The sequence below is a fragment of the Luteolibacter sp. Populi genome, from assembly GCF_040801775.1.
Taxonomy (GTDB): Bacteria; Verrucomicrobiota; Verrucomicrobiia; order Verrucomicrobiales; family Akkermansiaceae; genus Haloferula.
In genome coordinates this window covers 5216512-5243289 of sequence record NZ_CP161812.1, presented here as the reverse complement: position 1 = coordinate 5243289, position 26778 = coordinate 5216512, and the positions used below count along the sequence as shown (strand labels likewise).

Here is a 26778-nt window from a genome sequence, read left to right as displayed (position 1 = left end):
AGGCGACCTCAATCTCGACTCTCAATTCCGCGGGCAACCAGCGCGAGATGAAAACAGGAAAAATCGCCTCATACATCCCCTCCGAGACACCACAAAAATAAATAAGCGGCGTCTGGTCGTCATACGCCTCCTTAGCTGGCGATTGTCGCCACTAGTCGGATCATCACCCTGAAAGGCGTAGTAGAGGGAGTCGCCTTTCATGAAGTCAAAGTATCGGCGCGCCCTTCCAACTCTCGGCACGGGACTACTAATACTGAGCGCTCCTCTCTTCATCTGCCGAGGCTTGAAAATGCCTTTTGCTCTCGTAGCGAGAAAGACGTCCTCGTCCCTCACTCGAAAAGTGGGAGTAATCTGCGCCCAAGAAAGAAGCGATCCGTGGATCGCGACTCGACGATTCAGGTCCGCGAAAGCCATCAGTCGAATTGTCGAGTCTTCAATCATCTTCGCAGCAAAGCCTATAGGGCCAATCTTAAACTTCCAGCTTGCCCTGCGCCTTCAACCTGGCCAGGTGATTATGGCGATGAAAGGTCGCCTCTACCACTTCTCGCTCCGCTCGGCGGATTTCGGGCAACTGATCGATGGCCTATGCGCGCGGCGCGACTCGTGGGCCGAAACCGCGAAATGGTTCCGCGGAGAGTGCAAGGATCCCTTCTTCATGATCGAGGAGTGCCGCGACGAGGAGGAAGCTCAGGAGATCGCAGACCACTACTCGGAGATCATCGAGAACCTCCAAGCACAGGCCGCCCCCCAGCGGAAGAGGAAGTGCCCCGAGCCGGTAGCGCGGCCAGCACCCGGAACCCTAGCCGACGGCTGGTGCCTGTATGCCGACACCCTATGCGCCGGAGTCCAGCCAGTCGAACGAAGCGAAGACGGCTTTTGGGTTTACGCCAGCAAGCGGGAAGCCGAAGAGGCTTGGGCAGAAAACCTGATCGATCGGTGCCACGAATTCCTGAGAGGCGAGCGGGAAACGGAGGAGGTCGACAGTGGCCTTTTCGTGGTCCCCGTCACGCTACATCCGGATGGGACGGTCGCGGACGAGAACAACGAATTCACTCCCTAACCCCTCACAACCCCAGATCTTTCTTAATCAGCTTGATCGCCTCACCGCTCGTCGGCCCGACGCTGGCTTCCGGGGCCATGGTGCCGAAGGTGCGCGGGTCGTGGACATTGGCGGTCCAGAGGACACGGCTGGTCTTCACATCCACCAGCCGCAGGTTGAGGTGGCTGTCCGCCCAGCCGGGCGAGCGCTCCCAAGTGATCGTGCCCACGAACATCCCCTCGGCCCCGACGACGCGGCCGAGCTTCACGCTCGCGGCGGGGTCGAGGTAGCCTTCGCGGGCCATCGCATACTCGGTTAGCAGCGGATCAATGCGGTGGCGCTCGACGACCTCGAAGCCGAGCTGGAAGAGCTTGGCGGTCAGTTCATCCGACATCTGCCCGGCCATCCGGCGGTCGCCGCCGATCACCACCCCGACCTTCCGCGGAACGCCGGGCGGCAGGGTAGCGCGCATCCCGCCGGGGTGGAATCCGCTGGAAGTACTGGCGCGCGGCGCGCAGTTCGCGAAAACGAGGGCGGCGGAGGCAAGGACAATAGCTTTGAGCAAGGCGGGCATGAATGGCGGGATTCATGCACGGATCCCCCGGATCGGGCAAGCCCTTCAGGCCGGCACCAAGTCCCATCCCCAAGGCTTGCCGTGCCGCCCCGGGGGATGAAGACTCCCCCCGCGCGATGAGCGAAGAAGAACCACAGGCCGCACCCCGGCCCACCCTGGCGCACCGCTTGGAATACGCGCTCCTCCGCAGCGTGGAGTGGTTGCTCGGCCTGATGTCGCTGCGCGGCGTGGTGAAAGTCGGCGGAGTCCTCGGCGGCGTCGCCCATACGCTCTCGCCCAAGCACCGCCGCCTGGTCCGCCGCAACCTGCGGATCGCCACCGCCGCCCAAGCCCCGGGCGAAGCGGAGCTTGACGCGCTGGTCCGCGAGACCTTCCGCCGCGCCGGTGGCAACCTGCTGGCCAGCCAGCGCGCCGCGATCATGCCACCCGGCGCACTCCGCGAGCATATCAGCTTCGAGGGCCTGGAGCACCTGCTGGAGAAGATCCGTGCCGGCCGCGGCGTCGTGCTGGTCTGGTCACACATGGGGAATTGGGAAGTGCTCGCCCAATTGATCCGCGAGGTCGGCGAGAACATCCAAGGTGGCCCGATCTACCGCCCGCTCGAAAACCCGCTGCTCGATGAACTCACCGTCCAGCGCCGCACCCGCGAAGGCGCGGTGCTCTTCAACAAGCACGATGGCTTCAACGGCCCCGCCGCCCTGCTCCGCCGCGGCGGGGTGGTCACGGTGATGACCGACCAGCGCGCCGGCGGCCACGGCGAACTCTGCTCCTTCTTCGGCCGCCTCTCCTCCTGCACTCCCCTGCCCGCCCTGCTCGCACGCCGCACCGGCGCGGCGATGGTCACGCTCTCGATCACCTCGCAGGAAGCCGGCAAGTGGCGGCTGACCATCCGCGCGGTGCCGGAGAAAGCGAAGACCCAGGAAGTGCTGCGCCATCTCGAAACCGCCATGCGCGACCGCCTGAGCGATGTCTTCTGGTTCCACGACCGCTGGCGGGTGGACAAGATGCTGCCGCTCGGCTTCTTCACCAAGGACGCCCCCGCAGAAGCCGCAGCCGCAGCCACTCTGCCGACCCGCATGGTCGCCACCCTGCCCTCGGGAAATCCCGATGCCGTCGCGGCGCTCACCACCCTGTTAGAGCTGCGACCCGATCTCCGAATCGACCTGCTCGACCGCGGTAACACCCCTTCCCTGCCGGAGGACCCGCGCCTCGTCCGCTTCCCCGCGGCGGATACAAACGCCCTGTTAGAGCGCTGCGATGCTTCCCATCCGGTGCCACTCGACTTCGCGCTCCTCCTCGATGGCGACACCGGTCTCGCCACCCAGGCCAGGTCCCTCGGCCTGCGAGCCATCATCGGCGCAGGAACCAGCGGCAAGCCATGGACCCGCCATTTTCCCGTGCCCACCGATGCTGCGGGCTGGCGCGAACTCGCGATCAAGCTCGTCCTGACCGCGAAATCCCGGAAGAACGCATGAAGCCGCTGGTGATCCAGATCCTCGGCGATGGCAAGCCCGGTCACGAGAACCAGTCGCATGGCCTGGCGGAAGCAATCGGCCGCACCCGGAAGGTCCAGGTCACGATGGTCTCCCTCGGCGGGGAAAAGGGCGCGATCTCCCGCTTCCGCAAGGCATGGCGGGAAAGTTCGGCGCACCCCCGGCCAGATCTCCTGATCGGTGCCGGCCACGCGGTGCATCCCTCGTTGCTGGCCTTGGCGCGCAGGACCAACACCCCCTGCGTCGTGCTGATGAAGCCCACGCTCCCCACCGCACTCTTCGACCTCTGCCTGATCCCGGAACACGATCTCCGCAAGAGCACGCCTCCCGAAAACGTGATCCCCACCCTCGGCGCGCTGAACCGCGTGCCGCCCCCGGACACCGGACCGCGCAAAAGAGGCCTCATCCTGTTAGGCGGACCTTCCTCCTCGCACGGCTGGGATGAAGATGCCCTGATCGATGCGGTGAAGCGGATCGTCTCGAATGGCGGCACCTGGAGCGCCACCGATTCGCGGCGCTCGCCGGAGGGAACCCTGGATGTGCTGGCAGAGGTAGCTCCCGGAATCTCCCCGTATCCGCACGGTGAGACCGGGCCCGGCTGGTTGCCGCAGCGCCTCGCGGAATCCGCCGAGGCCTGGGTGACAGAGGACAGCGTCTCGATGATCTACGAGGCCCTTAGTAGCGGCGCAAAGGTCGGCTTGCTGCCGGTGCCATCGCTCAAGAAAGGCGGCCGCGTCGCCCGCGGCATCGCGCGCCTGGCGGCGGAAGGATTTGTCACGCGCTTCACCGATTGGTTGCCGCAGTTCGGCCTGGCCTCGCCGCCGCGGGTCCTGCGGGAGGCGGACCGCTGTGCGGAAATCGTATTGGAACGGCTGATCAGACGATGAAGGTGCTGCAAATGATCCCCGAGATGGAGTCCGGCGGCGTCGAACGCGGCACCCTGGAGCTTTCGCAATATCTCGGCTCGCTCGGCCACGAATCCCTGGTCGTCTCCGGCGGCGGCAAGATGGTCCGCCAGCTCGAAGCCTGCGGCACCCGTCATCTCACCCTGCCCGTGGGCCGCAAGCGCCTCGGCTCGCTGCTCCTCATTCCGAAGTTGCGGAAGCTCCTCGCGAAGGAGAAACCGGACATCCTGCACCTGCGCTCGCGCGTGCCCGCCTGGCTCGCATGGCTCGCATGGCGCGGCATGGATCCGGAGACCCGGCCGCGGCTCGTCACCACCGTCCACGGCTTCAACTCGGTGAACCGCTACTCCGAGATCATGACCTGCGGCGAACGCGTGATCTGCGTCTCCGAGAGCATCCGCAAGCATGTCCTCAAGCACTACCCCCGCGTCCCCGCTGAGAAACTGCGCGTCGTTCACCGCGGCATCGATCCCGCCGAGTATCCGCATGGTTACCGACCAAGCTCCGAGTGGCTGGAAGGCTTCCACCGCGAATTCCCCGCCACCCGCGGCAAGCGCCTGCTCACCCTGCCCGGCCGCATCACCCGCCTGAAGGGTCACGAGGATCTCGCCACCATCCTCAAGGAACTCGCCACCGAGCCCGGCCTACACGGCGTGATCGCTGGCGGTGCCCATCCGCGCAAGGCAGCCTATCTCGACGAGATCAAGACGCTCTTCGCCGCGGAAGACCTGTTAGACAAGATGACCTTCACCGGCGGCCGCTCGGACCTGCGCGAGATCCTCGCCATCTCCTCCGTCGTCCTCTCGCTCACCACTCAGCCCGAATCCTTCGGCCGCACCACCTTGGAAGCCCTCGGCCTCGGCATTCCCGTCGCCGGTTACGATCACGGCGGCGTTGGCGAGCAGCTCCGCCTCCTCTATCCCGCCGGTTGCCTCGTCCCGAATGACCCGGAACGCGCCGCCGCGATCGTCCGCGGCCTGTTAGACGATCCTCCGGCGGTTCCCCGTGAATATCCCTTCACTCTGCAGCGGATGCTGGAAGGCACGCTGGCGGTCTACAACGAGCTGCTACTCTAAAAAGTCGATGTGGCCCGGGCGGCTGTTGGTCCTTCTATCAACCATCAACCAAAGACCATCAACTCACTCGGTGTCCACGAACACGTGCTCCCACACCGGCCGCTCCTCCCGGCACTGCGCGATGTAGCTCGCCCAATCCGCCAGCTTCGGCCGGTCCCGCTCCTCGCCCCGGGCCCTCATCCTCTGCCATCTCAGTTCCGGCGCGCACCACACGAAATGGATCACCGGTTTCACCCTAAGCCGCCGCTCCAGCCGCTGCGGCCAATCCGCCTCGCCGCCCTCGCGGGTGAAGGGACCCGCGAGCACAACCGGCACCTGCGGCAGATTCACCACCGCCAGATCGAACATCGCCTCATACACCGCATCCCGATACACGCGCTTGTAAGCCGGTGAATCCCGGTCATCCGGATCGAGCCCGGCCAGCGCCAGGCCCGCACGCACCAGCCGCTCGGTGGCCGTATCGCTATCGATCAGACAGGCACCAAGCTCCCCGGCCAAGCGCCGTGCATGCACGCTCTTCCCTGCCCCCGCGGGGCCGGTCACGATGTGGCAGGGATGTGCGCTCACTGCACCAGGCGCAACGTCAGCGGGTAGCGGTAGGGCTTCCCTTCATTCGCGCGCAGGCCGCCCACGATCGAAAGCACGACCCACCCGATATGCGCGATGATCGCCACAGGAAGTAGTAAAAACCCCACCAGCACGATCATCAGGATGATGGTGATCGTCCACAGCACCGTGGTCCAAATCGCCCAGGAAATGTTGAAGTTGAGCGCCTCTTTCGCCTCCAGCGCGACGAAGGGCATCGTATCCTTCTTCACCAGGTACACGATCAATGGCCCCGCGATGTTCCCGACCACCGGGAAGAACAAGCCGCTCAACGCAGAGAGATGGGCCAGGGTGGCCCACATCTTCTCATCGCTGCTCATCACGGCGGACGAAACAGCGGGTGGTGCGATCTCGGGAACCGGCGGCGGATTGTAGGGATCTTCCATAGCACATCGCCGATAGCACGGCATCGCGGCCAAGGAAAGGAAATGCCGTTCCAAATCCGCGGCCTGTTTCAATACCCGCTCTCCGGGGCATGCACCCCGGACATGCTCACCATCGCCAGAGGGCATTGGGCAAGCACCCACGGCTCTGCCAATATCCCTCCCATGAACCCGCAAGCCATCGATCCCGGCGTCCGCATCGGCCACGTACACCTGAAGGTCGCCAACCTGGAACGCGCCCTCGGCTTCTACCGCGGCGTGCTCGGCTTCCAAGTCATGCAACGCATCGGCGACACCGCCGCCTTCCTCTCCGCCGGCGGCTACCACCACCACATCGGCCTGAATACCTGGGAGAGCCTCGACGGCTCGCCGCCACCGCGCGGAACGACCGGCCTCTACCACACCGCCATCCTCTATCCGGACCGCGCCTCGCTGGCCGATGCCCTGCGACGCCTGCAACTCGCGGGCATCCCGCTCGATGGTGCCGCCGACCACGGCGTAAGCGAGGCCCTTTACCTCCGCGATCCCGACCAGAACGGCGTCGAACTCTACCGCGACCGCCCCATGGAAGAATGGCCGCGCACTCCGGATGGATCGCTGGCGATGGTCACGCGGGCACTGGATCTAGGTGCGCTTTTGGCCGAAGCGCCCGAATCGTGAACAAAAAAACGGCAAGCCCTTCCGAGCCTCCCTACCACCAGTTTCAAGGGCTTGCCCAGGCTCTCGCGAACGCCTCACGCTCGCCCCGCCTTGAACCGCAGCCGGGTCAACAACGGGCGCTCAATTGCCAGATGAAACATCACGGCCGCTACAATCGAGGCAAGCACACATAGCCACGCTAGCGCACCAGCTCCGATTCTTGGCAGTATCCCCGCCACCTCTCCAGCTTTCCAGACGGCCGAAAGCACGGGAGTATGGATGAGATACAGGGCGTAAGACGCATCTCCGAGAAACACCAAACCCCGCCACGGCAGTGATCTCCCTGGTGCCGTTCGAGCGCCTGCCATGCCCAAGACCATGGCGAAGGCACTGAGCCCGTAGGTCAGCACCCTCTGGGTTTGCGAAGCGCAGGTTACCTGCATCACCAGCAGCGAGGAAAAACGCAGCGAGCCCTCCCCACAGCAGGGCCCGCCAGACTATCACAGGCACCGACCGCAGGCGGGCCAGCAGCCACGCCGCGAGACATCCCAGCACAAACTCCAAATTGAGCGGGGACAAGGCCGCGCGATACCATGCGTTCCCTAGCAAGTGATCATCGATCGGGGCTATCGCTAGGAAAACCATCGCCACTACCCAAAACCCCACGGCGACGCGGAACCATGCTCCGCGCACCGCGATGAGTCCGGCGAAGAGCAAGTAAAACCACAACTCATGGGTCAGGGTCCAGCCGACGAAGAGCAGCGGTCCGGGATTGATCGGCAACAACAGGAAGGAACAAAAGATTACCCAAGGTTCCCGGCCATTGAGAATGCCGTAGCCCGGCACCAGAAAGTAGAGGGGCAGGATAGCCAGAGTGACGATCCAGTACGCTGGAAAGACCCTCACCAGCCGCCGCCAACCGTATTCGGCAAGTTTGTCCCGCTGGCCAATCTCCCGCGCATGCCGATGGAAGATTATGAAGCCGCTCAGGACGAAGAAAAAGTCCACCCCTGCGGCTCCGCCCTGAAACAAATTCCAAGCGAATTCCCCGCCACCATTTAGCGACACCAACCCGCCTGTGTGGTGGAGTACCACCAGCAGTGCCGCCACTCCGCGCCCTACCTGCAGCCCTTCAATCTGCCCCGTCGGCGTCACAACGAAGGATCGATGGCAGCTCGTGCGGTGCCGTGTACAGTCGCGGAGGATTGATGCGAATCGAGAGTAGGGACGAGGACGGACCGGACGGGCTTCACGCCCCGCTTATAGCACCCCTGTCAATCTTGGGGCACGTCTCTCGCCAAGCCGATCGTGGCCGCGCTGCCGCCCCCGATTCAAGATCGTTGCAACGCCACCCGCTTTACCTGTCACCAGCCGGATTACCGGCAGGCGGGAACCTTCGCCCGCAAGACGTGCCATCGCCGCTGCTCATCTAGTGCAACGGCTACGCCGCTTATCCGGCCTGGGCGCGGGATAAGCCGGGGATCGCCCTCATGGGGTTACCACGCCCACGTCCGGCGGGAACTTTTCGACGCGAATGATCAGGAGCCCTAGCTTGCGGTCTGGATCCTGCGCCAGAAGCTTGCCGGGGAAAGAAAAAGCGGGAGGTCCCTGAGAACCCCCCGCTTGTAAAAATCTGCCAGCCTCAGCGGCTCGCCGTCGGGGTAGCCTGCGGCGCGTGCGTCTTGAGCGCGCTATCGGACTGCTCGTCGTACCAAGTCCGGAAGGCCTTGTCCTCCACCACTTCCATCTGGCCGACCATGTTGCCGTGGCCTTGGCCGCAGAGCTGCGCACACACGACCGAGGTTTCCAGCGTCTTGATCGGCGTGAACCACATCGGGATCTCTTTGCCCGGAATGGCGTCCTGCTGGATGCGCATCGGCACGATCGCGTAGTTGTGGATTACGTCGTTCGAGGTGATGTTGAGGATCGCCGGGCGGTCCTTCGCCACCTTGAGCATCGGCGTGATGAAATCGTCGTGCGCATTCGGATCATCGAAGTCGATGCCGGGATCCGAGTTGCTGGTGATCTTCAGCGGATTGATGCGGCCGAATTTTCCGTCCTTGCCGGGATAGTGGTAGGTCCAGCCGAATTGCCAGCCGATCACCCGGACCCGGATCGGATCGAGGTTCTGCACCTGCTGCCAAGTATCGGTACGTTCTTTCCACAGGGGGAAAGCGAAGCCGAGCAAGATCACGGCCTCGATGATGACCACCGCGACCTCAAGGTGGCTCGAGATGTGGTTGCGCACGCCGTGGTAAGAGGCCCGCGGATGCACCGAGGCCCGGAAGCGGACCAGGCAATAGGCGAAGAAGAAGAACCAGCCCGCGCCCAGAGCGAACATGAACCAGTGGACCACATCGATGAGGTGATCCACGCGGCCGCCGTGGGCGGAGAAGCTCTCCGGGATACTGAGGAATTTCGCAGGACTCATGAAAATCGGGAAGGTGTCAGCGGGTGGCGGTGACGGACGCGGCCGGGGTATCGTCGCGGAATTCGGGGTCGAGCGTCTGCTCGCTGCGGCGCGCCATGCGGACTAGGAAGAAGACCACCGGACCCAATACCAACAGGATCGCGCCGAGCAGGAAGAAGATCGACCAACCGGCGGCATTGCTGCTGTCGGCTTGGGAAGTATTCACGCACGTGGCGCAGGCGAGTAAGGAAAACATGGCCGGGTCAGATGATGATTTTACGGGCCTTGCGGTAGAAATAGACGCCGTAGGTCGGCATCACCAGCGCACTGATGATGCTGATCACGCCGAGCGTGGTGATCGTCGCGGTCCGCTCGGGAGCCAGCGCGAAAGCCCACACCGACAGGAACACGAAGAGCAGGGTGCTCACTGTGATGAAGACGATATGGAAGGCGCGAAGGGACATGGCGGTGGAAGTGCCAAGTGAGAAGTTCCAAGTGCCAAAGGAGGCAGGAAGAACCCTCGTCGGGGCAGGAGTTGATGTTTGCGATCTTCGTTTCTAAATTGGAACTTGGTCCTTTTTACTTGGAACTTTGCTCACTTGAAATGCCTCACCGGCTCGGACCCGGGCACGCCGGTCGGGAAGCCATTGTAGTGGATCGGATCCCAGATCGCCAGGCCGGTCAGGAAGAGCAGACAGATCGCGGCACCGATCCCCAGACCGAAGAGCCAGTAAATAAGCCGCTTCTCATGGTTAAGGTGCATGAAGATCGCCGCCACCAGCGTGGCCTTCACCGTCGCGATCAGCAGGCCGATCAAAAGGTCGGCGGTGTCGAAGCCGTGCTTGCCAAAGTCCAGCGAAGGGACCGTCGCCACCAGTACCGTCAACACCGTGCCGCCGAAAAGGACAGCGCCGATGAGCAGGTAGAGCCGGGTGGCCTTCTTGATTGCTTCCGGGGAATCAGCCATGGGATTGCAGAAAAATAGATTCGGTAGCGGTTAGCTTACATCAAATACAGGATCGGGAACAGGAAGATCCAGACCAGGTCCACGAAGTGCCAGAACAGCCCGCCGACTTCCACGCGGTTGGCCAGCCACTCGGGATTGCTCAGATACATCTTCTTGCCGCAGAACAGGTAGTAGCCCAGCACCAGCGCCCCGCCGATGACGTGCAGACCGTGCAGGCCGGTCATCGTGAAGTAGATCGCGTAGTAAGTGTTCCAAGCCGGAGCGAACTTCGAGGCGAATTGCACCTCGGCGCGCGGCACCGAGAGATGCGGGAAGGACCCGAGGTGACCATCCGGCCTCTGCGCCTTGGCGCGGACCGCGTAGTTCGGGCCGAAGAATTCCTCGTCGAGCTCCATCTTCACGTGCGGCATCTGATACTTGCCGGCCTCGATCTTGATGTCTTCCAGCCTGGTGGTCGCGTAGTAAACCATCTCCTGCCAGTTGACCCGATACTTGTCCTTCTCGGTTGGCACGCGGTCCTTCTTGGCGAGTTCCGCGGTCAGCAGGCCGAGGGCCTTTTGCTGCTTCTCCCAAATCTCCTTGAGCTCGTGGTTGCTCTTGATCAGCCACGACTCCTCGATCGCCTTCTCCACCGCCTCGGGGTTGTCGCCGACCTTCTCCTCCACCTTCATCGCAAGGTGGCGGAAGTCGAGCGCATCCACGTAGTGGAAGCCCATCGGGCTCTCCTCCATCTTGCCGGCCAGTGCCGTGCCGTCCCGCAAGGTGCCGGAGGCTGGGCCTTCCTGGATATCGCGGGGACGGAAGTGGAAAACCGTGGCAGGCTGCACCTCGAAACCGATCGACGGGTGCTCCACCTTCAAGTCGAGCTTCGTGACGTCGATCTTCACATCGGGCGCGAGTTGGCGGTCGCTCTTGCCGGGATATTGGGCATGCGCCTTCTTCCACTCCTCGCGGAAGGCATCCGTCCGTAATTCTGCATTGTGCGAGCGGGCTTCCAGATGAAGCTCGGTGATGCGCTCCAGCAGCTTCATCGAGAGCACGCTACCCTTGGCGAAGCCATCGGCCATCGCGAGCGGCTTGCTACCGGGCGCGGCGTTGCCGTCCTTGTCAAAGAGCACCGGAGCCTCCTTGCCCAGCTTCAGGTCTTCCTTGAGCGTGATCGCGGCATTCCGCTCCGCGGCGTGGGCGATGATTTCCTCCACCCAGTCGTGGTGGTAGCGGACCGTGTTGAAGCTCAACTCCGAGGTCTCGAAGTTGATCATGTTCTCCTCGATCTTCTTGCCGTGGTGGTTCAGCGCGAAGTCCTCGTCCTTCGGCTCCTCGCCATGGGCGACATGCACGCCGTCCTTCAACTCGTAGCCGAGGTGACCTTCGACCACCGCGTAGTCCTTCAGGCGCAGCGCCTGGTGATGGAACTTCACGTTGTACTCGATCCCCTTCAGCACCATGAAGACGCCGGCACAGACCACCGTGATCGCCATGAAGAACTGGAACTGGTGCCACTTCCGCAGCTTGAGCGACATCCAGGCGAAGATCACCGTCACCGACGAACCGATCAGCACGAAGGTGTTGATCAGGCCAGGCAGCACCGGCAGCGTCCGCTCCGGCCACGGATAGTCCGCGCCGAGGCGCAGGAAGATGTAGGCCGAGAAGAAGCCGCCGAAGAGCATGACCTCCGACGCGAGGAACAGCCAGATCGCAATCTTCGAATTGACCAGTCCCGTGTCCTTGCGCGGGGTGAAGATGTAGGGGATTTCCATTGGGAAGTGTGTCCGGTTTTCAGTCCCAAGAAGTGATTCTTGAAGCCGGGCCGCGCAGGGTCAGTGGGCGGAAGGATGGGTGGTGGGTGTGCCCGGCAATTCCGAGGCCACGGGCACCGCGGCGTCGCGCTTCGGTTCCTCCCATTGCGGCAGGTAGTCGTCCTCGCAATCGGGCCGGCTGTATTCATACGGACCGCGATAAACCGACGGCTCGGTGACGAAATTGCCGTGGCCCGGAGGCGTCGGCGTCGCCCATTCCAGCGTCGTGGCGTTGTAAGGATTGTCGCTCTCGACCTTCTTGCCCCACAGCAGCGAGCCGAACAAGTTGATCACGAAGGGAATCTGCGCCACCGCCATCGCCCATGCCCCCATCGACATCAGGATGTTCAGGTCGATGTGCTTCTCGACGATCAGGCTGAAGACGTTGGCACTGCCCTCGCCGCTCGGCATGTAGGCATCGCCACCGTTATACCAGCGGCGGTGGAACCCGGCCATCCCCTGCGTCAGCATCGGGAAGAAGATCAGGTTCATGCAGATCAAGCTCGGCCAGAAGTGGATGTGGGACATCACGTTGCTCATGTGCCGCCCGGTGATCTTCGGATACCAGTGATACACGCCCGCGAAGAGGCCGAAGAGAATACCCGGTGCCACCACATAGTGGAAGTGGCCGATTACGTAGTAGGTGTCGTGCAAGTGCAGGTCCACCAGGTTGAAGGCCAGCGGCAGGCCGGTCAGGCCGCCGATGCCGAACATCGGCAGGAAGGCCAGCGCCCAGATCATGCCCGGCGTGAAACGGATCGATCCACCCCACAGCGAGATGATCATCGAGGTCAGCAGGATCACCGAAGGGATCGAAATCAGCACCGTGGTGGTCTGGAAGAAGGTCGAAACCACCGGACCCATCCCCGTCAGATACATGTGGTGCGCCCACACCACGAAGGACAGGAAACCCAGCGTCAGCACGCCATAGACCATCGCCTTGTAGCCCCACAGCGGGCGGCGCGTATTCACCGGAATGATTTCCGCCACGCAGGCGATCGCCGGCAGCAGCAGGACATACACCTCCGGGTGACCGAGGAACCAGAACAAGTGCTGGAACAGCAGCGGCGACCCGCCACCGGAAAGATCAGCCAGCCCTTCGCTCGCCGAATACAAACCGGAGGGCATGAAGAAGGACGAGTGCCCCACCCGGTCCATCAGCTGCATGATCCCTGCGGCCTCAAGCGGCGGGAACGCGAGCAGCAGCAGGAAGCCGGTCACCAGCATCGCCCACACGAAGAAGGGCATCCGCATCCAGGTCATCCCGCGCGCCCGCAGGTTGATGATCGTCGTGATGAAGTTCACCGAACCGAGCAGCGACGAGGAAATCAGCAGCACCAGGCCGATCAGCCATTGCGTCTGCCCCGCCAGCCACTGGTTGACGATCTGGCCGTCCGCGAAACCGGCGAGCGGCGAGTAGTTCGTCCAGCCGGACTTGGCCGCGCCGGATTCCATGAAGAAGGACGCGCACATCGTCAGGCCACCGGCCAGGTAGCACCAGTAGCTCGTCATGTTCAGCTTCGGGAAAGCCATGTCCACCGCGCCGATCTGCAGCGGCGTCACGTAGTTGCCGAAGGCGCCGAAGCCCAGCGGCACGATCCCGAGGAACACCATGATCGTGCCGTGCATCGCACCGAACATGTTGTAAGTCTCGCCCGTCACCTTGCCATCGGTAAGCCAGCGGGCCTTCCAGTTATCCGTGAAGATCCAGCTCATCCACTCCGGCAGCGGCTGGTGCGGATACGCGATGCTCCAGCGCATCACCATCATCAGGTAGAAGCCGAAGGCTAGGAAGGCCATCGCCGTCAGGCCGTACTGGATCCCGATCGTCTTGTGGTCGGTCGAGAAGAAATACTTCTTCCAGAACCCCGGATCGTGGTGATGGTGGTCGTCATGGCCGTGACCGTGGTGGTCATCGGCAGGTGCTGCGTGGGCGCTCATGCTTGGCAAAAATGGATCGGGATTACTTGGCGGCAACCGGCTCGAGGGTAATCGGGTCGATCAGTGTGTCCGGGGCGAGTATGTCGCCCGGCAGGTTCTTCTTGTGATCGGCATTCAGCTCGTCGGCAGTGACGGGCGCTCCCGCCTTCGCGCGGGCACCGGAAATTTTCAGGGCCTCGCCGGCCATCTGCTTGGTCACCACGTCGCCGACCTTGTTGCCGAAGGAATTCCGGACGTAGGTCATCAGGCAGGCCAAGTCTTCCGGGCTCATCCCGGCACCTTGCGCCGGCATCACGCCGTAGGTCTTGCCGGTGGAACTCGGACCGGTCAGGCCGTTGAGCACGATCATCGCGAAGCGCTCGTGCTCGCCGTTCGCGAACTCGGAACCCGCCAGCGAGGGGTAGGCATTGCCGTCGCCCTTGCCGTCCGGGCCGTGGCAACCGCTGCACTTCGAGTAAAGCTTCGCGCCCTTCTTGGCATACACCAGCACCGCCGGTTCAGGCACCGCCGCCGCGCTATCGGCATCCGGCGGGATCACCTGCACGTAGCCGGTCCGCACCGTGTCTTTATAAGAAAAGAGCGGCGTGCCGTAGCCGAAGGCGGTCCAGCCGGCGAACAGCACCGGGACGAAGCACAGCGCCATCACCCACATCGAGACCGGCTCGGCACCGTTCTCGGTCAGCTTGTTCTCGCGGGATGCCGCAGCCGCACCGCGGAGGACGCGATCGTGGGACTCGGTGACATTCACCGATTCCTCGAGGTCGGGCTTGGATGGATCGATCATCGGAAAGGAAAAGAAATGCAGTTCAGCCTTGGGGGGCGGCGGCAGCTGGGGCAGCGGGCTTCGGAGCGCCCTTCGGCACCGGCGGCAGGTGGTTCATCGAGGCCGGCACCGCGTCATCGCGCTTCAGCGAGAGCAGGTAATCCACCAGCACCAGCGCTTCCGGCCCCGGGACGACAGCCTCGCCGTCCTTCACCGTGATCGCATTGGCCGGCACCTGGCCCTCGATCTCCTTCGTCTCGAAGAAGAAGGGGAAAGACGGGCACTTCGAGGTCACCAGCTTCGGATTCGCCCGCGGATTGTAGAGGTGGCTCAGCAGCCAGGACTTCGGATCCCCGCCGTCCTTGCAATAGATCTTCTCGACCCGGCGGCCGACGTTCGAAAGGTCCGGCCCGAGCCGGCTCAGACCGATCTGCGCGAACTTCTCGCCCTGATAGTCGAAGATGTTCGACTGGCGCCGCGTGTCGCCGCGTTCCTCGTCGTTCTTCAAGCCCGCCCAATCCGGACGACCGAGGTCATTCCCCGCATACACCGGACGGATCAGCTGGCTATGGCAATGCGCACAACCGTTCGCGGCATACACCTCCGCGCCGTTGGTCACGCGGCCGGCGCTCTTCGGGAAATAGATCCCCTCCTTGCCGTCAGCCGCTTCCTTGAACTCCACCGGCTTGAGGTGGCGCATCATGAAAAAGGGCACGATCACCACGGCCAACCAGGCAATGCCGAAGGAAGCGGTGAGGCCGAATGCAAATTGGCGGAAACTCATGAGCGGAAATCTGAAATCTCAAATGTGAAATCTGAAATCGAATCGGGGCGGAACCTGTTAGTGCGAATGGGCGTGCGAATCGGGGTGCACCGTGCCGGGCCCACCGTTGTCGATGTCCCCCTCGGGACCGTGGGCCGCGTCGTGCAGGTCGTCGGCATGATGCACGCCGAGCAGCGTCGGGTGCGAACTCCGGCGACCGAGGCGCAGCCACATCAGCGTCAGGTGGAAGAAGAAGAAGACGTTCGAGAATAGCAGGAAGCACCACGCCAGCGTCGTCGCCACGGCATACGGGTAGGCGCGCATCGAGGCATCCTCCGCCGGCATCTTGTAGTCTTCCAGGCCGATCCCCTGCATCGCACCGCCGAAGAGCGCCACGATCACCACCAGCGCCACCCCGTAGAGCGACAGGAAAAAGTGCATCTTGATCAGGCGGCTCGAAAGCCACTCGCGGCGCGTGATCCGCGGCACCACGAAGTAGATCACCCCGAAGGCGATGAAGCTGAAGAAGCCGTAGACCCCCAGAATGTCGAAGCCGTAGTTGGCCATCGAGAACTGCGTGCCGGGCAGGATCGCCGGGTTGTTCAGGAACACGCTGGCAGCACCCAGGATCAGCAGGCCGAAGACCCCCATGATGGTGAAGTGCAGGCTCGGGCTGTTCGCCACCGTCTCCGGCGCGCCCGCAGCGGTCTTCAGCAGGTTCACTCCCACCGCGATGCACGGGACCGCGAACAGGATCGTCGCCGCGGCACCCAGGTAAGGCAGGAAATTCGGAATCGGCGCACCCGCCAGCTTCTGCATCCCGGCCCAAGGCGCGATGATCGCCAGCGACCAGAAACCGAGCGCGGACAGCGAGTAGCTATACACCGGCCGGCCGGTCACCTTCGGGATCAGGTAGTAGGCCGCCGCAATGCCCGTCGGCACGAAGAACAGCAGCAGCATCGCCGAGCGATACCAAGCGTTGATCGCCGCTGCCATCACCGGATTGCCGGCGAAGGCGTGGATCAAAAGGTGCGCGCTGGCGAAGACCCAAGGGAACCAGATCAGTGCCGCCAGGATGTACCACTGCGAGATGAACACGTGACCCGCCGGGCGGACCTTGAACTGCACCATCGACCAGATCGCGATCGCGGCGTAGGAAAGCAACATCGGCACCCAGGCGAAGGCCGGGAACTCCATCCACGGCATCCCCGTGCCACCGCCCGCGAGAATCGCGATCAGGCCCAGCGAGATCGCCAGGTTCCACACGTGACCGGCCACCAGGATGATCCCCGCGGCCCGGCACTCCTGGCGGGAAAGCCGCGCCATCAGCCAGATCAAGGCTCCGAAAGCCGCCTGGCAAGCCCAGCCATACACCAGGGCATTCATGTGCGCGGATTGCACCCGGCCGTAGGTCAGCCATGACCACCCGGTCAGGAAGTCCGGGCTATGCGTCTTGGCCGAGGCCACGATCCCGAGCAGGATCGCAACCGCCAGCCACGCGGCACCGCTGGTGAAGAAGAACATCACCGGGTGGCGCAGCGAGAGATCGATCTCCGCGCGGCGCAGCGCGTCGTTCACCGGGGTCTGGGAAGTGGCAGGAGACATGGGAAATTCTTGGGCCGTGGTTCGGGGCTCAGAGTAAAACTAGCAGGTTCGCCGGAGGCTTCTTCGTCCCGACGGGACGGCTCATAACAGCCCGGCACGCAGTCCCGGGTAGGCACGCCACCACCGGTCCCGTCCTGTAGGGACGGCTCATGCGGGGCAGGGCCATGGTTTCTGTTACGTCGCCGGAATTCATGAAAGTGTTTCTCAGGGCGTTGGCTTGATCAGGTCGGCTTCCTTCAGGTGAGTCTTGATGGCGCTCTCGGGGCGCAGCATCTTCACCTGTTCCGGCAGCACCGGGCCACCGGTGTTGCCGAAGCTGTTGCGCACGTAGGTCAGCACGTTGGCGATGTCCGCATCCTCCATCGCCGCGATCACCGGAAACATCGGCATGGCAAAGGTCATCTGCTGGCCGTGAACCGTGATCGGGCCTTCCAAGCCACGGAACTGAATGCGGATCAGGTTCGAAACCGGGCCGTTCGCCCACTCGGACTTTGCGAGAGGCGGACCGAGCGCTGGCACACCTTGGCCTTCCACACCATGGCAGGCTGCGCAAATCGCGAAAAGTGGCTTGCCGGCTTCCATCGCCGCGGGATCGGGAGGCGTGCCAGCCGGGGGGCTCAGCTTGTTCACCGCTTCGACGTCGATCGGAGGGGCGTCCGCCGCAGCCGCTGCGGCGATGCCACCGGGGATAATCTGGGCCGGGTCTTTCACCGCAGCCGCCTTGGAAGAAACCAGTTCCTTGCCCACCACCGCGAAAACATCGTGCGGCGGCACCTGCACCACCTTGCCCGCTTCCACTTCCTTGTAGGCCAGGTTCGCGTCCTGCGCCGCCTTGACCTTGCTGGCCACCTCGTAGCGCTTCGCTCCGGCCGCCTCTTCAAGCACGTTCGGCTCCTCGCCGCCGCCGCTGAACAATTTCAGCGCGATCAGGAGAATCGCGAAAAGCGAGAAGACGCCGAGCGCCCACCAGAAGGCGGCGAAACGGATCAGGGGATTGTCGCTGGAAGATGACATCGGGAAAAAAGTGCCAAGTGAGCAGTGATCAGTGAGCAGTGTCGGCTGTTCTCAGGTCTTGCGTCTTGTGTCTTGAAGTCTTGCGTCTGCGGTTAGTTCGAAACGTTGGCGGATTCGAGAATGCGCGGGTCGCGGTGCGGATAGGTCGCGTTCTGCGAGAGCGCGCGCAGGTAGAAGAACAGGAAGCCGGCACCCACGGTCACGAAGGCCAGGATGTCACCCCAGAAGGCGCCGGGAACCACCGTGGTGTAGCTCGTGAAGGACTCGGGCAGACCCATCTTCCCCTCGATCGCCATCGCCCGCAGCGAAATCGAGCGCTCCGGAATCACGTTGATGTAGGTGTCCAGCACGTGCATCGCCAGCGTGTAAACCGCCACGATGCTCAGCGTCTTCGGGTTCCGCTTCAGCCACGCCTGCAGCAGGATCACGAAGGGAATCACGAAGTGGCCGAAGACCAGCGCGATGTTGCCCGTGTTCCAGCCGCCGGTGTTGCGGACGATGAAGTGCTTCGTCTCTTCCGTGATGTTCGCATACCAGATCAGGAAGAACTGCGAGAAGGCCACATACGCCCAGAAGATGGTGAAGGTCAGCATCAGCTTGCCCATGATGTGGAAGTGCTCGGGGCCCGTCACACGCTTCAGGTAGCCACCACTCTGCATCAGCGTGGCCGTGATCACGATCACCGCCATCGAGTTCAGCGCCGCACCGGCGAAGAGGTAGACACCCCACATCGTGGAGAACCACTCGTATTCCAGGCCCTGCAGCCAGTCGATCCCCGCGAAGGTGATCGTGATCGCGAAAATGATCAGCGTGTAGGTGGAGTGGAAGCGCGCCCTCAGCAGGTTGCTGGTGCCGGGATTCGGATCGGTGTCCTGCGCGGTGGACAGCTTGCGCAGCCCGTGGATCACGAAGCCGAGACCGATGAAGTAGAAGGCGAAGCGGATATACCACGCCAGCTTGTTCATGTACCAGAGCTTGTTCACCAGCAGGCCCTGGTGGTCGTGCTCAAGGGCGGCCTTCATCGAATCGCTGCCGTAGAAGCCGAAGAGGAAGCCGTCGAACATGCCGCCGCCCGCCTGGTTGTGGATGTTCATCCACTCGAAGAGCCACTGCTGGACCTTGGGGAAAAGCAGCGGTGCCGCGAAGATCGCCATCCACGGGAAGACCGAACCGAGGTTCTCCATGATCCGGCGGACCGATGTCCCCCACCCCGAGTTCGAGACGTTGTGCAGCAGCGTCCAGAAGACCCCGCCGATTGCCAGCGTGAAGAAGAAAAACAGCGCGAACAGCCAGGAGTAGGTGTAGGGCGCCGCAATCTGCGCCGGCGCGCCGAAAAGCAGCCATGCGCTGACCAGCCCGGTGATTGCGGCCGCGCCGCCGGCGATGCGCCGGACCGAGTCCAGCTTGCTGCTGGCGATCCGCTCGCCTTCGACCGGAATGTCGGCTGATGTAACGTGATGTGACATTTCTAGGAAGAGCGGGAGATTACTTCGTGGCGGCGGCCTGCTGCTCGGCGATGCCCTTGTCGTAGGCTTCCTTCACGGCGTCGTAGGGCGCCTTGCGGGCGTATTGCATGGAGCGCACGTAGGCGATGATCGCCCAGCGGTCGCGCAACGGGATGTTGTGCTTGTAGGCCCCCATCTGGCCCTTGCCGTTGGTGATCACCTCGAACATCCGGCCATCCGGATACACCGCGTGCTTCTTGGTGTCGTCCGTCAGGTTGGCGATGCCGGGCACGCCGAACTGGCCGGTGATCCCTTGGCCGTCGCCCGACTTGCCGTGGCAGACCGCGCAGTTGATGCTGAAGGATTCCTCGCCGCGGCGCAGGAAGGCACCGACGTTCTCATCGGTAAGCTTGATTTCTTCCGGCATCCCGTTGCCGTAGTAGCCGTCGATCCCGCCGGTCGCGTAGTAGCCGGTCCCGCCGCCGAATTCCAGCTCGGGGATGCCGCCGATCACGGCTGCACCTTCCGGATTGAAGCCCAGCGCCTGCGTGCCGTGCACCGGCAAGCGTCCGCCTTGGCCGTCCGCGAAGAAGCCGTCCGGCTTCTGCGGCTTCAGCTTGTCCTGATCATCCATGTCCGGGAACAGCCGGAACGGCGCGTTCGGGGACTTCGAGCCCCGCGTCGGCAATAAGCCGATGACCAGGGCTGCGATGATCGCGTAGGCGATGAAGAAGTATTTCACGGGAATCGGAAAGCGGTAAGCGGTAAGCGGTAAGCGGAGAGCGGCAGGGAAGAGCCGGGGCTCAGAATTCTAGAACTTGGAATTTCGAGTTTGGAATCGGGAATCTCACTCTTGGCACTTGGAACTTTTCACTTGGAACTTTGGCTCGGCAGGACCTTTCAGTCCTCTTCCTCCACCAGTTCGATGCTCTTCCCGCCGATGTCCTCGAGGAACGCGCGGGTCTTGTCGGGATGGAACTTCGGGTCGCGTGCTTCCACGGCGATGAAGAACGCGTCGTCCGTCGCCCGGTGGAACTGGCGGCTGGCGAACAGCGGGTGATTCAGGCGCGGCAGCTTCATCAGCGCCAGCAACCCGAAGAGCGTGGTGAAGCCCGAGAACAGGATCGTCAGCTCGAACATGATCGGGAAGAAGGCCGGTACCGTGAACAGGTTCGCCGGCTTGCCCTGCACCACCGTCGGGTAGATCTCCACCTGCGTGACGTAGGCCAGCCCGAAGCCCGTCGCCAGGCCCAGCGTCCCGCCGAAGAACACGAACCATGGCAGGATCGAGCGCTTCATCCCCATCGCCCCGTCGAGGCCGTGGATCGGGTACGGGCTGTGGCAATCCCACTTGCGGAAGCCGGCATCACGCACCTTCTCCGCCGCCTTGTACAGGTTGGAGGCGCTGCCGAACTCGGCCAGGTATCCGTAAACTCGTTTGCGGGTGGTGCTCACGTTCTAGAAAATTTCAAATCTCGGATCTCGAATCTCAAATCCCCGGAGGGCTTCAGGCCTTCACCTCGGAGTGCAGCTCGTGCTGGTAAGAGGGGATCACTTGCACACCCGGATCCGGATGCTCTTCGTGATCGTCGTGGTGCGGATCGGACTCCAGCAGCGCCCACTTCACTTCCGCAATGTTGATGCAAGGCAGGAAACGCAGGAAGAGGAGGAACAGCGCCAGGAACATCCCGATCGTCCCGAGGAAGAGCGCGATCTCCACCCAGCTCGGGCTATAGGACTTCCAGTCGCCCGGCAGGAACATCCGCGCCAGCGTCGTCACGATGATCACGAAACGCTCGAACCACATCCCGATGTTCACGGCCATCGCCACGCCCATCACCACCCACAGGTTCTCGCGGTTGCGCTTCAGCCAGAAGATCTGCGGCGAAAGCACGTTGCAGCTCATCATCGCCAGGTAGGCCCACCAATAGGGACCGGTGATGCGGAACTTGAAGGCGTCCATCTCATACTTCGCGCCCGAGTAATAGGCCACGAACAGCTCCATCAGGTAGGCGTAGCCGACGATCGTTCCCGTCAGCAGGATGATCTTCGCCATGTTGTCGATGTGCTTCATCGTGATCAGGTCGTGCAGGCCGTAGATCTGGCGTGCGGGGACCATGATGGTGAGCACCATCGCGAAGCCGCCGAAGATGGCGCCGGCCACGAAGTAAGGCGGGAAGATGGTCGTGTGCCAGCCGGGCACGATCGAGGTGGCGAAGTCGAAGGACACCACCGAGTGCACCGAGAGCACCAGCGGGGTCGAAAGCGCCGCCAGCAGCAGGTAGGCCATCTCGTAGTGGCTCCACTGGCGGTTGCCGCCGCGCCAGCCCAGCGAGAAGATCCCGTAGAGCATCTTGCGCAGGCCCGGCTTGCAGCGGTCGCGGATCGTCGCGAGGTCCGGCACCATGCCGAGATACCAGAAGATCAGCGAGATCGTGAAGTAGGTCGAAACCGCGAACACGTCCCACAGCAGCGGCGACTTGAAGTTCTGCCAGATCGCATTCGCATTCGGGATCGGCGCGAGGAACCACGCCATCCACACCCGGCCGACGTGGAAGGCCGGGAAGATGCCGGCGCACATCACCGCGAAGATCGTCATCGCCTCCGCCGCCCGGTTGATCGACGTTCGCCAATTCTGCCGGGTCAGGAAGAGCACCGCGGAGATCAGCGTGCCGGCGTGGCCGATACCGATCCAGAACACGAAGTTGGTGATGTCCCAACCCCAGAAGACCCGGTTCGACATCCCCCACACGCCCACACCCGTGGACACGAGGTAGGTCAGGCCGAGGCCGACGCCGATCATCGCGATCAAGGCGCAAGGAATGAAGAGCAGCCACCACAAGAAAGGCTGGCGGTTCTCCACCACGCCGCAGATGCGCTCGGTGATCCAGTGATAGGAACGGCCGCTCAGGATCAGCTTCTCGCGCTTCAGGACCGGAATCTTCGGTCCCTCGCGAACGGGGCTTGGGGCATGTTCTGTGGAGGTGGCTCCCATGGTAATTGGAAAGTTAGGCCGAGAAACCAGACATGAAGACGCCAGACTCCAGATCCGGAATTCCGGAATTCTGTTCAAATTGCTGGCCGTCGTTCATCTTCATTCCTGTCTGGTCTCTGGATTCTTGAAGTCTCTCGTCTCTCTTCAGTGCATGTGAACCGTCGCCTTGCCGACGAACTTCGCGTCCGGCATCGAGGTGTTCGGATTCTTCACCCGCGCCAGGTAGGTCGTGCGCGGCGCGGTGCCGATGTAGTGGAGAAGCTCGTAGTTCCGCTCGCTGCCGCGGGCCCGCATCATCAGCGACTTGTCGCCATCGAGCATGTTGCCGAATTCGATGCCGCCGGCCGGACAGGCTTCCTGACAGGCGACCTTCACCGAATCCACCGGGATCCGCAGGGTCTCGTTGCTCACGCCGAGCTGCGAGGAACGCTCGCCGGTCAGCAGGACTTCCTGCTTCTGGCCGCGCTTCTGGCGGATCTTCGCATCCTTCAGGCGTTGCACGCAGTAAGTGCACTTTTCCATCACGCCGCGCATGCGGACCGAGACGTTCGGGTTGCGCTGGAGGTGCGGCGCGGTGCCGACTTGCTTCTCGCCGAAGGGACCCTTGTAGAGGTTGTGGGCGACCAGCGGGTTGCGCTTGTTGTAGTCGAAGAAGTTGAAGCGGCGCGCCTTGTAGGGGCAGTTGTTCGCGCAGTAGCGGGTGCCGATGCAGCGGTTGTAAGCCATCACGTTCAGGCCTTCCTCATCGTGAATCGTCGCGTTCACCGGACAGACCGTCTCGCAGGGAGCGCTTTCGCACTGCATGCAGGCCACCGGTTGCGGGATCATCGCCGGGTTGCCCTTGTCGAAGGTGTTCTCCTCGTCGATCGCGTAGTAGCGGTCCATCCGGATCCAGTGCATCTCGCGGCCCTTCATGACCTGCTCCTTGCCCACGATCGGGATGTTGTTCTCCGCCTGGCAGGCGACCAGGCAGGCGTTGCAACCCATGCACGAGGACAGGTCGATCGTCATCGCCCACTGGTGGATCTCGTCGCTCAGGTGCTTCTTGCCGTCCTTGCCTTCCTGCTTGTAGAGCGAGACGTTCGGCGGCGCGTGGGCGTCGTTGCCCTGCTTGACCACGTCGCCGAGCTGCTCGGCGAAGTCGCCTTTCTTCTCGTCCGTCATGGTCGAGATCTCGCGGGCCAGCGCGCGGCCATACATGCCGAAGTGCTCCTGCACGAGGGCCATCGGGTAGCGGCCCTCCACCTTCTCGACGCTCGCGCCGGTGGCGAAGTACTTCGATTCGGTGGTCCGCAGCGGGTAGGCATTGAAGCCGGAGTTCACGCCGACGAGGCCGACATGGCCGGCCGGGGTGAAGCCCTTCGCGTTGCGGTCGAACTTGTCTTCCTTGTCGAAGCCCTGGCCGTAGCCGAGCGGGATGATGATGGTGTTCTCGGCCTGGCCGAAGGCGATCATCACCGGCAGAACCAGCTCCTCGCGGTTCACCTTGACCTTGATCATCGGGCTGGTGCGCTGCGGGCCTTCGGCATCGGGGCCCTTCTTCGCATACTGGCCGGATACGCCCAGCACCTTGGTGGTCCGCTCGATCTCCAGGATCTCGTCGTAAATGCCCAGCTTCTTGGCGGTCTCCGGCGCGATCAGCGCGGCATTGTCCCAGGAAAGCTTCGAAATCGGGTCCGGGGCTTCCTGCAGCCAGCCGTTGTCGATCCAGCGGCCATCGTAAACGGAACCGTCGGTCGAGAAAATCACTTCGATCCCGCTGACCGCGGGCGCGGCTGCGATCGCTCCGCCCGGCGCGGGCAGGACCACCGCCTCGTAGGCGGTGCCGGCGTGGTAACCGTCACGCAGCAGCTTCTTCCAGGGCTCCTCGCCCTTGCCGCCGATCGCTTCGAAAGTCAGCTTCACCGCATCGTAGGCGGGCGATGGCTTGCCGTCGGCGGTCTCGCCGGTGACCAGCTTGCCATCCGCCGTCAGCAGTGCGGCCAGGATTTCCAGCTCGCTCGTGCATTCCGGATACAGCGGCAGGATCAGCGGCTGCACCACGGTGTAGACACCGTTCAGCGAGCGGCCATCGCCCCAGCTTTCGAGATAGTGGCTGACCGGCACGTGCCAGGTCGCCATGTGGGCCGTGGCATCCGTGCGGCTGCCGAGGTGGATCACGGTCTTGGCCTTGGCCAGCGCCGGGATCAGGCCGGCATCGGCCGGGGCATCATAGACCGGGTTGGCCGGGCTCAACAGGAACAGGGCGTCGATCGCGCCGCCATTGAGATCCGTGACCAGCTTGGCGAGGTCGCCGAGGCCCGTGGTATCGGTCTTCACCGCCTTGATCGCGGTGCTGCCGAGCGCCTTGTTGATCGCCAGCGCGAGCTGCTGGACCGCCGCCGGCTGGCGGGATCCGGCGAGCACCACGGACTTGGCACCCGAGGCCTTCAGGTCGGCGGCCAGCGCCTTGATCCATTCGAGATGTTTCGGGTCGGTGACCGCTTCCACCGCCGAGCTCACGCCCAGTTCGCGGGCGATCTGTGCCGCCACCCGCAGCACCTGGCTCGGGGAAACGCGCAAGCGGTGATCGGCCATGCCACCGGTCATCGAGAAGGTGCTCTCGACCACGTAGAGGCGGTTCATCGAGGCCGCATCGGCCTTCTTGTCATAGGCCCCGCCTTCCGGCTTGCGGCGGTTGAAGAAGGAAATCGTCGAGCCCTGCCCATCGAGGCAGAGGAAATCGCTGTCCAGCGAGAGGATCCGGTCGGCCTGGGCGAAGTCCGCGACCAGCTTCACGCCGTCTTCCAGCACCTTGGTGCCTTCCAGCGCCTCATAGGCGTAGAACTTCGCGCCGGCGAACTTCGCGGCCAGCTCCTTGATCAGGCGCGCCCGCGTCGGCGAGTCATCGTGACCGAAGACGAAGCCGACCTTCGTAGCAGCATCCGCGGCCAGCCCCGCCAGCACCTTCTCGAACTCCGCGCGGCTCGAGGCCTTCGCGTTGTTCAGGACCGTGCGCGAGCGCGAGGGCGAGTAGAGATCCAGGATCGAGGCCTGCACGAAGGCATCCGTACCGCTCATGTCCGGGTGCAGCGAGTTCGGCGCGACCTTGGTCGGCCGGCCTTCGAAAGTCGTCACCACCAGCGGCACCGCACCCCCCGGGCGCGGCATGCTGGAGGCATAGTAGGTCGCCTTGCCCGGGATCACCCACTCCGGTGCCTTGTTGTAAGGCACGATGTAGCTTTCCGGACGGCGGCAGGAAGCCAGGCCGAAACCCGCGAGCGCGGTCGACGCACCCATCAGCTTCATGAAGGAGCGCCGGGAAACCTCGGCATCCTCTTCATTCGCCATTTCCGCCACGCCCTGCGGGAACTCGCGCTCCATCCAGGTGCGGAATTCAGGGGTATCCTCAAGCTGTCCAAGACTGCGCCACGAAATCGTGGTTTCGCCGGCGGGGACCTCGGGATGTTGCCAGATGCGCTTGCTCATGGGCGGTGGAACGAACGGGAAATGCGGAAAAAGGGGTGGAAAGGAAGATCAGTGGTGGCAGGTCGCGCAGGTCTCCTTCGAGTGGATCTTCCAGTGCTCCTTCAGCTTCATGCCGAGATCCTCCGGCGTTTTGACTCCCAGCTTCATCATCTCGCCCGGGTGGGCCGCGATGTAGTCCTTGGCGTCGTACTTCAGGTTGAAGACTTCTTCCAGCGGGCGCAGGTGCTTCTCCGGCTCGCGGTGGCACTCCAGGCACCAGCCCATCGAGAGGCTGTTCTTCTGGAAAACCGTTTCCATCCGGTCCACCTCGCCGTGGCAGCTCTGGCAGGAAATCCCGCGGTTCAAGTGCGCGGAGTGGTTGAAATAAACGTAGTCGGGCAGCTTGTGGACCCGCACCCACTGGATCGGCTTGCCGAAATCCGGATGCTTCAGCGTCGGGTCCATCCGGTCCCGCAGCGGCTGCAGCTTCGGGCTCTCCTTCTGGACGTGCTGGTGGCAATTCCAGCAGGTGTTGTTGCCCGGGACGTTCGAAGTGCCCGAAACATCCTCGAAGGAGTGACAGTAGCGGCAGTCCAGCCCGACCTGATCCACGTGAATTTTGTGTGAAAACGGGATCGGCTGCGAAGGCTGATACCCGGCCGTCAGGGTCTTGGGCGTCGCGTAATAGGTGAAAGCCAGGACCACCCCGCCCGCCACGGCACCTCCGCAGATGGCGATTTTCAGGGGTAGAAAGTTGGTCCAGCGCGGGAAGAAATTGGCCATGACAGTGCTGCGACGGAGTGCTCGGCGGGGAAATTCTGGTCGCTTGTGAAATTTTTCACAAGCTCTTTTGCGAGGCAACCGGAGGCTTTTTCCGGCGCGGGCGAAAACTCTGCAAACCGCCCTCCGCACTG

General features: G+C 63.2%; 25 protein-coding genes. 5 read left to right on the top strand and 20 right to left on the bottom strand.

The window, feature by feature from the left end:
- The first annotated feature begins 520 nt into the window (after positions 1-520).
- Positions 521-1060, top strand: coding sequence for a hypothetical protein (locus tag ABWK72_RS21270; protein ID WP_367871592.1), 540 nt, complete (start codon positions 521-523; stop codon positions 1058-1060).
- Between the two features lie 4 nt (positions 1061-1064).
- Here the strand turns inward: ABWK72_RS21270 and ABWK72_RS21265 are convergent, their stop codons facing one another.
- The gene (locus ABWK72_RS21265; RefSeq protein WP_367871591.1) at positions 1065-1613 is read right to left on the bottom strand and encodes a CsgG/HfaB family protein; all 549 of its coding nucleotides are present in this window, start codon (positions 1611-1613) and stop codon (positions 1065-1067) included.
- Positions 1614-1729: 116 nt separating this feature from the next.
- Here ABWK72_RS21265 and ABWK72_RS21260 point away from each other — a divergent pair, with 116 nt between their 5' ends.
- The 3 genes from ABWK72_RS21260 to ABWK72_RS21250 are packed head-to-tail and all read left to right on the top strand — an operon-like array spanning position 1730 to position 5087.
- Positions 1730-3088 (top strand): lysophospholipid acyltransferase family protein, encoded by a 1359-nt coding sequence (locus ABWK72_RS21260; RefSeq protein WP_367871590.1) that lies wholly within the window; start codon positions 1730-1732, stop codon positions 3086-3088.
- Positions 3085-3993, top strand: a complete 909-nt coding sequence (locus tag ABWK72_RS21255; RefSeq protein WP_367871589.1) for a mitochondrial fission ELM1 family protein — start codon at positions 3085-3087, stop codon at positions 3991-3993. Before ABWK72_RS21260 ends, ABWK72_RS21255 begins: the two co-directional genes overlap by 4 nt.
- A complete protein-coding gene (locus ABWK72_RS21250) occupies positions 3990-5087 on the top strand; it encodes a glycosyltransferase family 4 protein (protein ID WP_367871588.1) in 1098 nt (365 codons plus the stop codon). The genes ABWK72_RS21255 and ABWK72_RS21250 overlap by 4 nt, the downstream gene beginning before the upstream one ends.
- A 63-nt stretch (positions 5088-5150) precedes the next feature.
- Here ABWK72_RS21250 and ABWK72_RS21245 read toward each other — a convergent pair whose 3' ends face one another.
- Both ABWK72_RS21245 and ABWK72_RS21240 read right to left on the bottom strand, forming a co-directional pair.
- On the bottom strand, positions 5151-5654 hold the full coding sequence (locus ABWK72_RS21245; RefSeq protein ID WP_367871587.1) for an AAA family ATPase: 504 nt from the start codon (positions 5652-5654) through the stop codon (positions 5151-5153).
- Complete coding sequence (locus ABWK72_RS21240; RefSeq protein ID WP_367871586.1) at positions 5651-6079, bottom strand: DUF4870 domain-containing protein; 429 nt, start codon at positions 6077-6079, stop codon at positions 5651-5653. The genes ABWK72_RS21245 and ABWK72_RS21240 overlap by 4 nt, the downstream gene beginning before the upstream one ends.
- Positions 6080-6241: 162 nt before the next feature.
- On the opposite strand from ABWK72_RS21240, the gene ABWK72_RS21235 reads away from it, so the two are divergent.
- Positions 6242-6736 carry a VOC family protein gene (locus ABWK72_RS21235; protein WP_367871585.1) on the top strand — a complete coding sequence of 165 codons (495 nt, stop codon included), beginning with the start codon at positions 6242-6244 and terminating at the stop codon, positions 6734-6736.
- A 120-nt stretch (positions 6737-6856) separates the two neighbouring features.
- Here the strand turns inward: ABWK72_RS21235 and ABWK72_RS21230 are convergent, their stop codons facing one another.
- From ABWK72_RS21230 to ABWK72_RS21150, 17 genes are all read right to left on the bottom strand, one after another.
- Positions 6857-7810, bottom strand: coding sequence for an acyltransferase family protein (locus ABWK72_RS21230; protein ID WP_367875364.1), 954 nt, complete (start codon positions 7808-7810; stop codon positions 6857-6859).
- A gap of 547 nt (positions 7811-8357) precedes the next feature.
- A complete protein-coding gene (locus tag ABWK72_RS21225) occupies positions 8358-9146 on the bottom strand; it encodes a cytochrome c oxidase subunit II (protein ID WP_367871584.1) in 789 nt (262 codons plus the stop codon).
- 16 nt (positions 9147-9162) lie between these two features.
- Positions 9163-9381: a hypothetical protein gene (locus ABWK72_RS21220; protein ID WP_367871583.1), complete on the bottom strand. Its 219-nt coding sequence runs from the start codon at positions 9379-9381 to the stop codon at positions 9163-9165.
- A 7-nt stretch (positions 9382-9388) separates the two neighbouring features.
- Complete coding sequence (locus ABWK72_RS21215; RefSeq protein WP_367871582.1) at positions 9389-9589, bottom strand: hypothetical protein; 201 nt, start codon at positions 9587-9589, stop codon at positions 9389-9391.
- Between the two features lie 131 nt (positions 9590-9720).
- Positions 9721-10092: a cytochrome C oxidase subunit IV family protein gene (locus ABWK72_RS21210; protein ID WP_367871580.1), complete on the bottom strand. Its 372-nt coding sequence runs from the start codon at positions 10090-10092 to the stop codon at positions 9721-9723.
- Positions 10093-10127: 35 nt separating this feature from the next.
- Entirely contained in the window at positions 10128-11852 is a 1725-nt protein-coding gene (locus tag ABWK72_RS21205) for a heme-copper oxidase subunit III (protein ID WP_367871579.1), read from the bottom strand.
- A gap of 60 nt (positions 11853-11912) precedes the next feature.
- On the bottom strand, positions 11913-13832 hold the full coding sequence (locus tag ABWK72_RS21200) for a cbb3-type cytochrome c oxidase subunit I (protein WP_367871578.1): 1920 nt from the start codon (positions 13830-13832) through the stop codon (positions 11913-11915).
- 22 nt (positions 13833-13854) lie between these two features.
- A complete protein-coding gene (locus tag ABWK72_RS21195) occupies positions 13855-14616 on the bottom strand; it encodes a cytochrome c (RefSeq protein WP_367871577.1) in 762 nt (253 codons plus the stop codon).
- Between the two features lie 22 nt (positions 14617-14638).
- Entirely contained in the window at positions 14639-15379 is a 741-nt protein-coding gene (locus ABWK72_RS21190) for a cbb3-type cytochrome c oxidase subunit II (RefSeq protein ID WP_367871576.1), read from the bottom strand.
- 57 nt (positions 15380-15436) lie between these two features.
- On the bottom strand, positions 15437-16963 hold the full coding sequence (locus tag ABWK72_RS21185) for a cbb3-type cytochrome c oxidase subunit I (protein ID WP_367871575.1): 1527 nt from the start codon (positions 16961-16963) through the stop codon (positions 15437-15439).
- Positions 16964-17167: 204 nt separating this feature from the next.
- Positions 17168-17977, bottom strand: a complete 810-nt coding sequence (locus tag ABWK72_RS21180) for a cytochrome c (RefSeq protein WP_367871574.1) — start codon at positions 17975-17977, stop codon at positions 17168-17170.
- Between the two features lie 92 nt (positions 17978-18069).
- A complete protein-coding gene (locus ABWK72_RS21175) occupies positions 18070-19443 on the bottom strand; it encodes a hypothetical protein (protein WP_367871573.1) in 1374 nt (457 codons plus the stop codon).
- Positions 19444-19462: 19 nt separating this feature from the next.
- The gene (locus tag ABWK72_RS21170; RefSeq protein WP_367871572.1) at positions 19463-20164 is read right to left on the bottom strand and encodes a cytochrome c; all 702 of its coding nucleotides are present in this window, start codon (positions 20162-20164) and stop codon (positions 19463-19465) included.
- 158 nt (positions 20165-20322) lie between these two features.
- Positions 20323-20877: a DUF3341 domain-containing protein gene (locus ABWK72_RS21165; RefSeq protein WP_367871571.1), complete on the bottom strand. Its 555-nt coding sequence runs from the start codon at positions 20875-20877 to the stop codon at positions 20323-20325.
- 52 nt (positions 20878-20929) lie between these two features.
- Entirely contained in the window at positions 20930-22417 is a 1488-nt protein-coding gene (nrfD, locus tag ABWK72_RS21160) for an NrfD/PsrC family molybdoenzyme membrane anchor subunit (RefSeq protein ID WP_367871570.1), read from the bottom strand.
- 144 nt (positions 22418-22561) lie between these two features.
- A complete protein-coding gene (locus ABWK72_RS21155) occupies positions 22562-25885 on the bottom strand; it encodes a TAT-variant-translocated molybdopterin oxidoreductase (RefSeq protein WP_367871569.1) in 3324 nt (1107 codons plus the stop codon).
- A 48-nt stretch (positions 25886-25933) separates the two neighbouring features.
- A complete protein-coding gene (locus tag ABWK72_RS21150) occupies positions 25934-26647 on the bottom strand; it encodes a cytochrome c3 family protein (RefSeq protein WP_367871568.1) in 714 nt (237 codons plus the stop codon).
- Positions 26648-26778: the final 131 nt, after the last annotated feature.

Coding starts and splice junctions, on each gene's coding strand:
- ABWK72_RS21270 (WP_367871592.1), top strand. CDS start 521: ATGAAAGGTCGCCTCTACCACTTCTCGCTCCGCTCGGCGGATTTCGGG.
- ABWK72_RS21265 (WP_367871591.1), bottom strand. CDS start 1,613: ATGCCCGCCTTGCTCAAAGCTATTGTCCTTGCCTCCGCCGCCCTCGTT.
- ABWK72_RS21260 (WP_367871590.1), top strand. CDS start 1,730: ATGAGCGAAGAAGAACCACAGGCCGCACCCCGGCCCACCCTGGCGCAC.
- ABWK72_RS21255 (WP_367871589.1), top strand. CDS start 3,085: ATGAAGCCGCTGGTGATCCAGATCCTCGGCGATGGCAAGCCCGGTCAC.
- ABWK72_RS21250 (WP_367871588.1), top strand. CDS start 3,990: ATGAAGGTGCTGCAAATGATCCCCGAGATGGAGTCCGGCGGCGTCGAA.
- ABWK72_RS21240 (WP_367871586.1), bottom strand. CDS start 6,079: ATGGAAGATCCCTACAATCCGCCGCCGGTTCCCGAGATCGCACCACCC.
- ABWK72_RS21235 (WP_367871585.1), top strand. CDS start 6,242: ATGAACCCGCAAGCCATCGATCCCGGCGTCCGCATCGGCCACGTACAC.
- ABWK72_RS21225 (WP_367871584.1), bottom strand. CDS start 9,146: ATGAGTCCTGCGAAATTCCTCAGTATCCCGGAGAGCTTCTCCGCCCAC.
- ABWK72_RS21220 (WP_367871583.1), bottom strand. CDS start 9,381: ATGTTTTCCTTACTCGCCTGCGCCACGTGCGTGAATACTTCCCAAGCC.
- ABWK72_RS21215 (WP_367871582.1), bottom strand. CDS start 9,589: ATGTCCCTTCGCGCCTTCCATATCGTCTTCATCACAGTGAGCACCCTG.
- ABWK72_RS21210 (WP_367871580.1), bottom strand. CDS start 10,092: ATGGCTGATTCCCCGGAAGCAATCAAGAAGGCCACCCGGCTCTACCTG.
- ABWK72_RS21205 (WP_367871579.1), bottom strand. CDS start 11,852: ATGGAAATCCCCTACATCTTCACCCCGCGCAAGGACACGGGACTGGTC.
- ABWK72_RS21200 (WP_367871578.1), bottom strand. CDS start 13,832: ATGAGCGCCCACGCAGCACCTGCCGATGACCACCACGGTCACGGCCAT.
- ABWK72_RS21195 (WP_367871577.1), bottom strand. CDS start 14,616: ATGATCGATCCATCCAAGCCCGACCTCGAGGAATCGGTGAATGTCACC.
- ABWK72_RS21190 (WP_367871576.1), bottom strand. CDS start 15,379: ATGAGTTTCCGCCAATTTGCATTCGGCCTCACCGCTTCCTTCGGCATT.
- ABWK72_RS21185 (WP_367871575.1), bottom strand. CDS start 16,963: ATGTCTCCTGCCACTTCCCAGACCCCGGTGAACGACGCGCTGCGCCGC.
- ABWK72_RS21180 (WP_367871574.1), bottom strand. CDS start 17,977: ATGTCATCTTCCAGCGACAATCCCCTGATCCGTTTCGCCGCCTTCTGG.
- ABWK72_RS21175 (WP_367871573.1), bottom strand. CDS start 19,443: ATGTCACATCACGTTACATCAGCCGACATTCCGGTCGAAGGCGAGCGG.
- nrfD (WP_367871570.1), bottom strand. CDS start 22,417: ATGGGAGCCACCTCCACAGAACATGCCCCAAGCCCCGTTCGCGAGGGA.
- ABWK72_RS21155 (WP_367871569.1), bottom strand. CDS start 25,885: ATGAGCAAGCGCATCTGGCAACATCCCGAGGTCCCCGCCGGCGAAACC.
- ABWK72_RS21150 (WP_367871568.1), bottom strand. CDS start 26,647: ATGGCCAATTTCTTCCCGCGCTGGACCAACTTTCTACCCCTGAAAATC.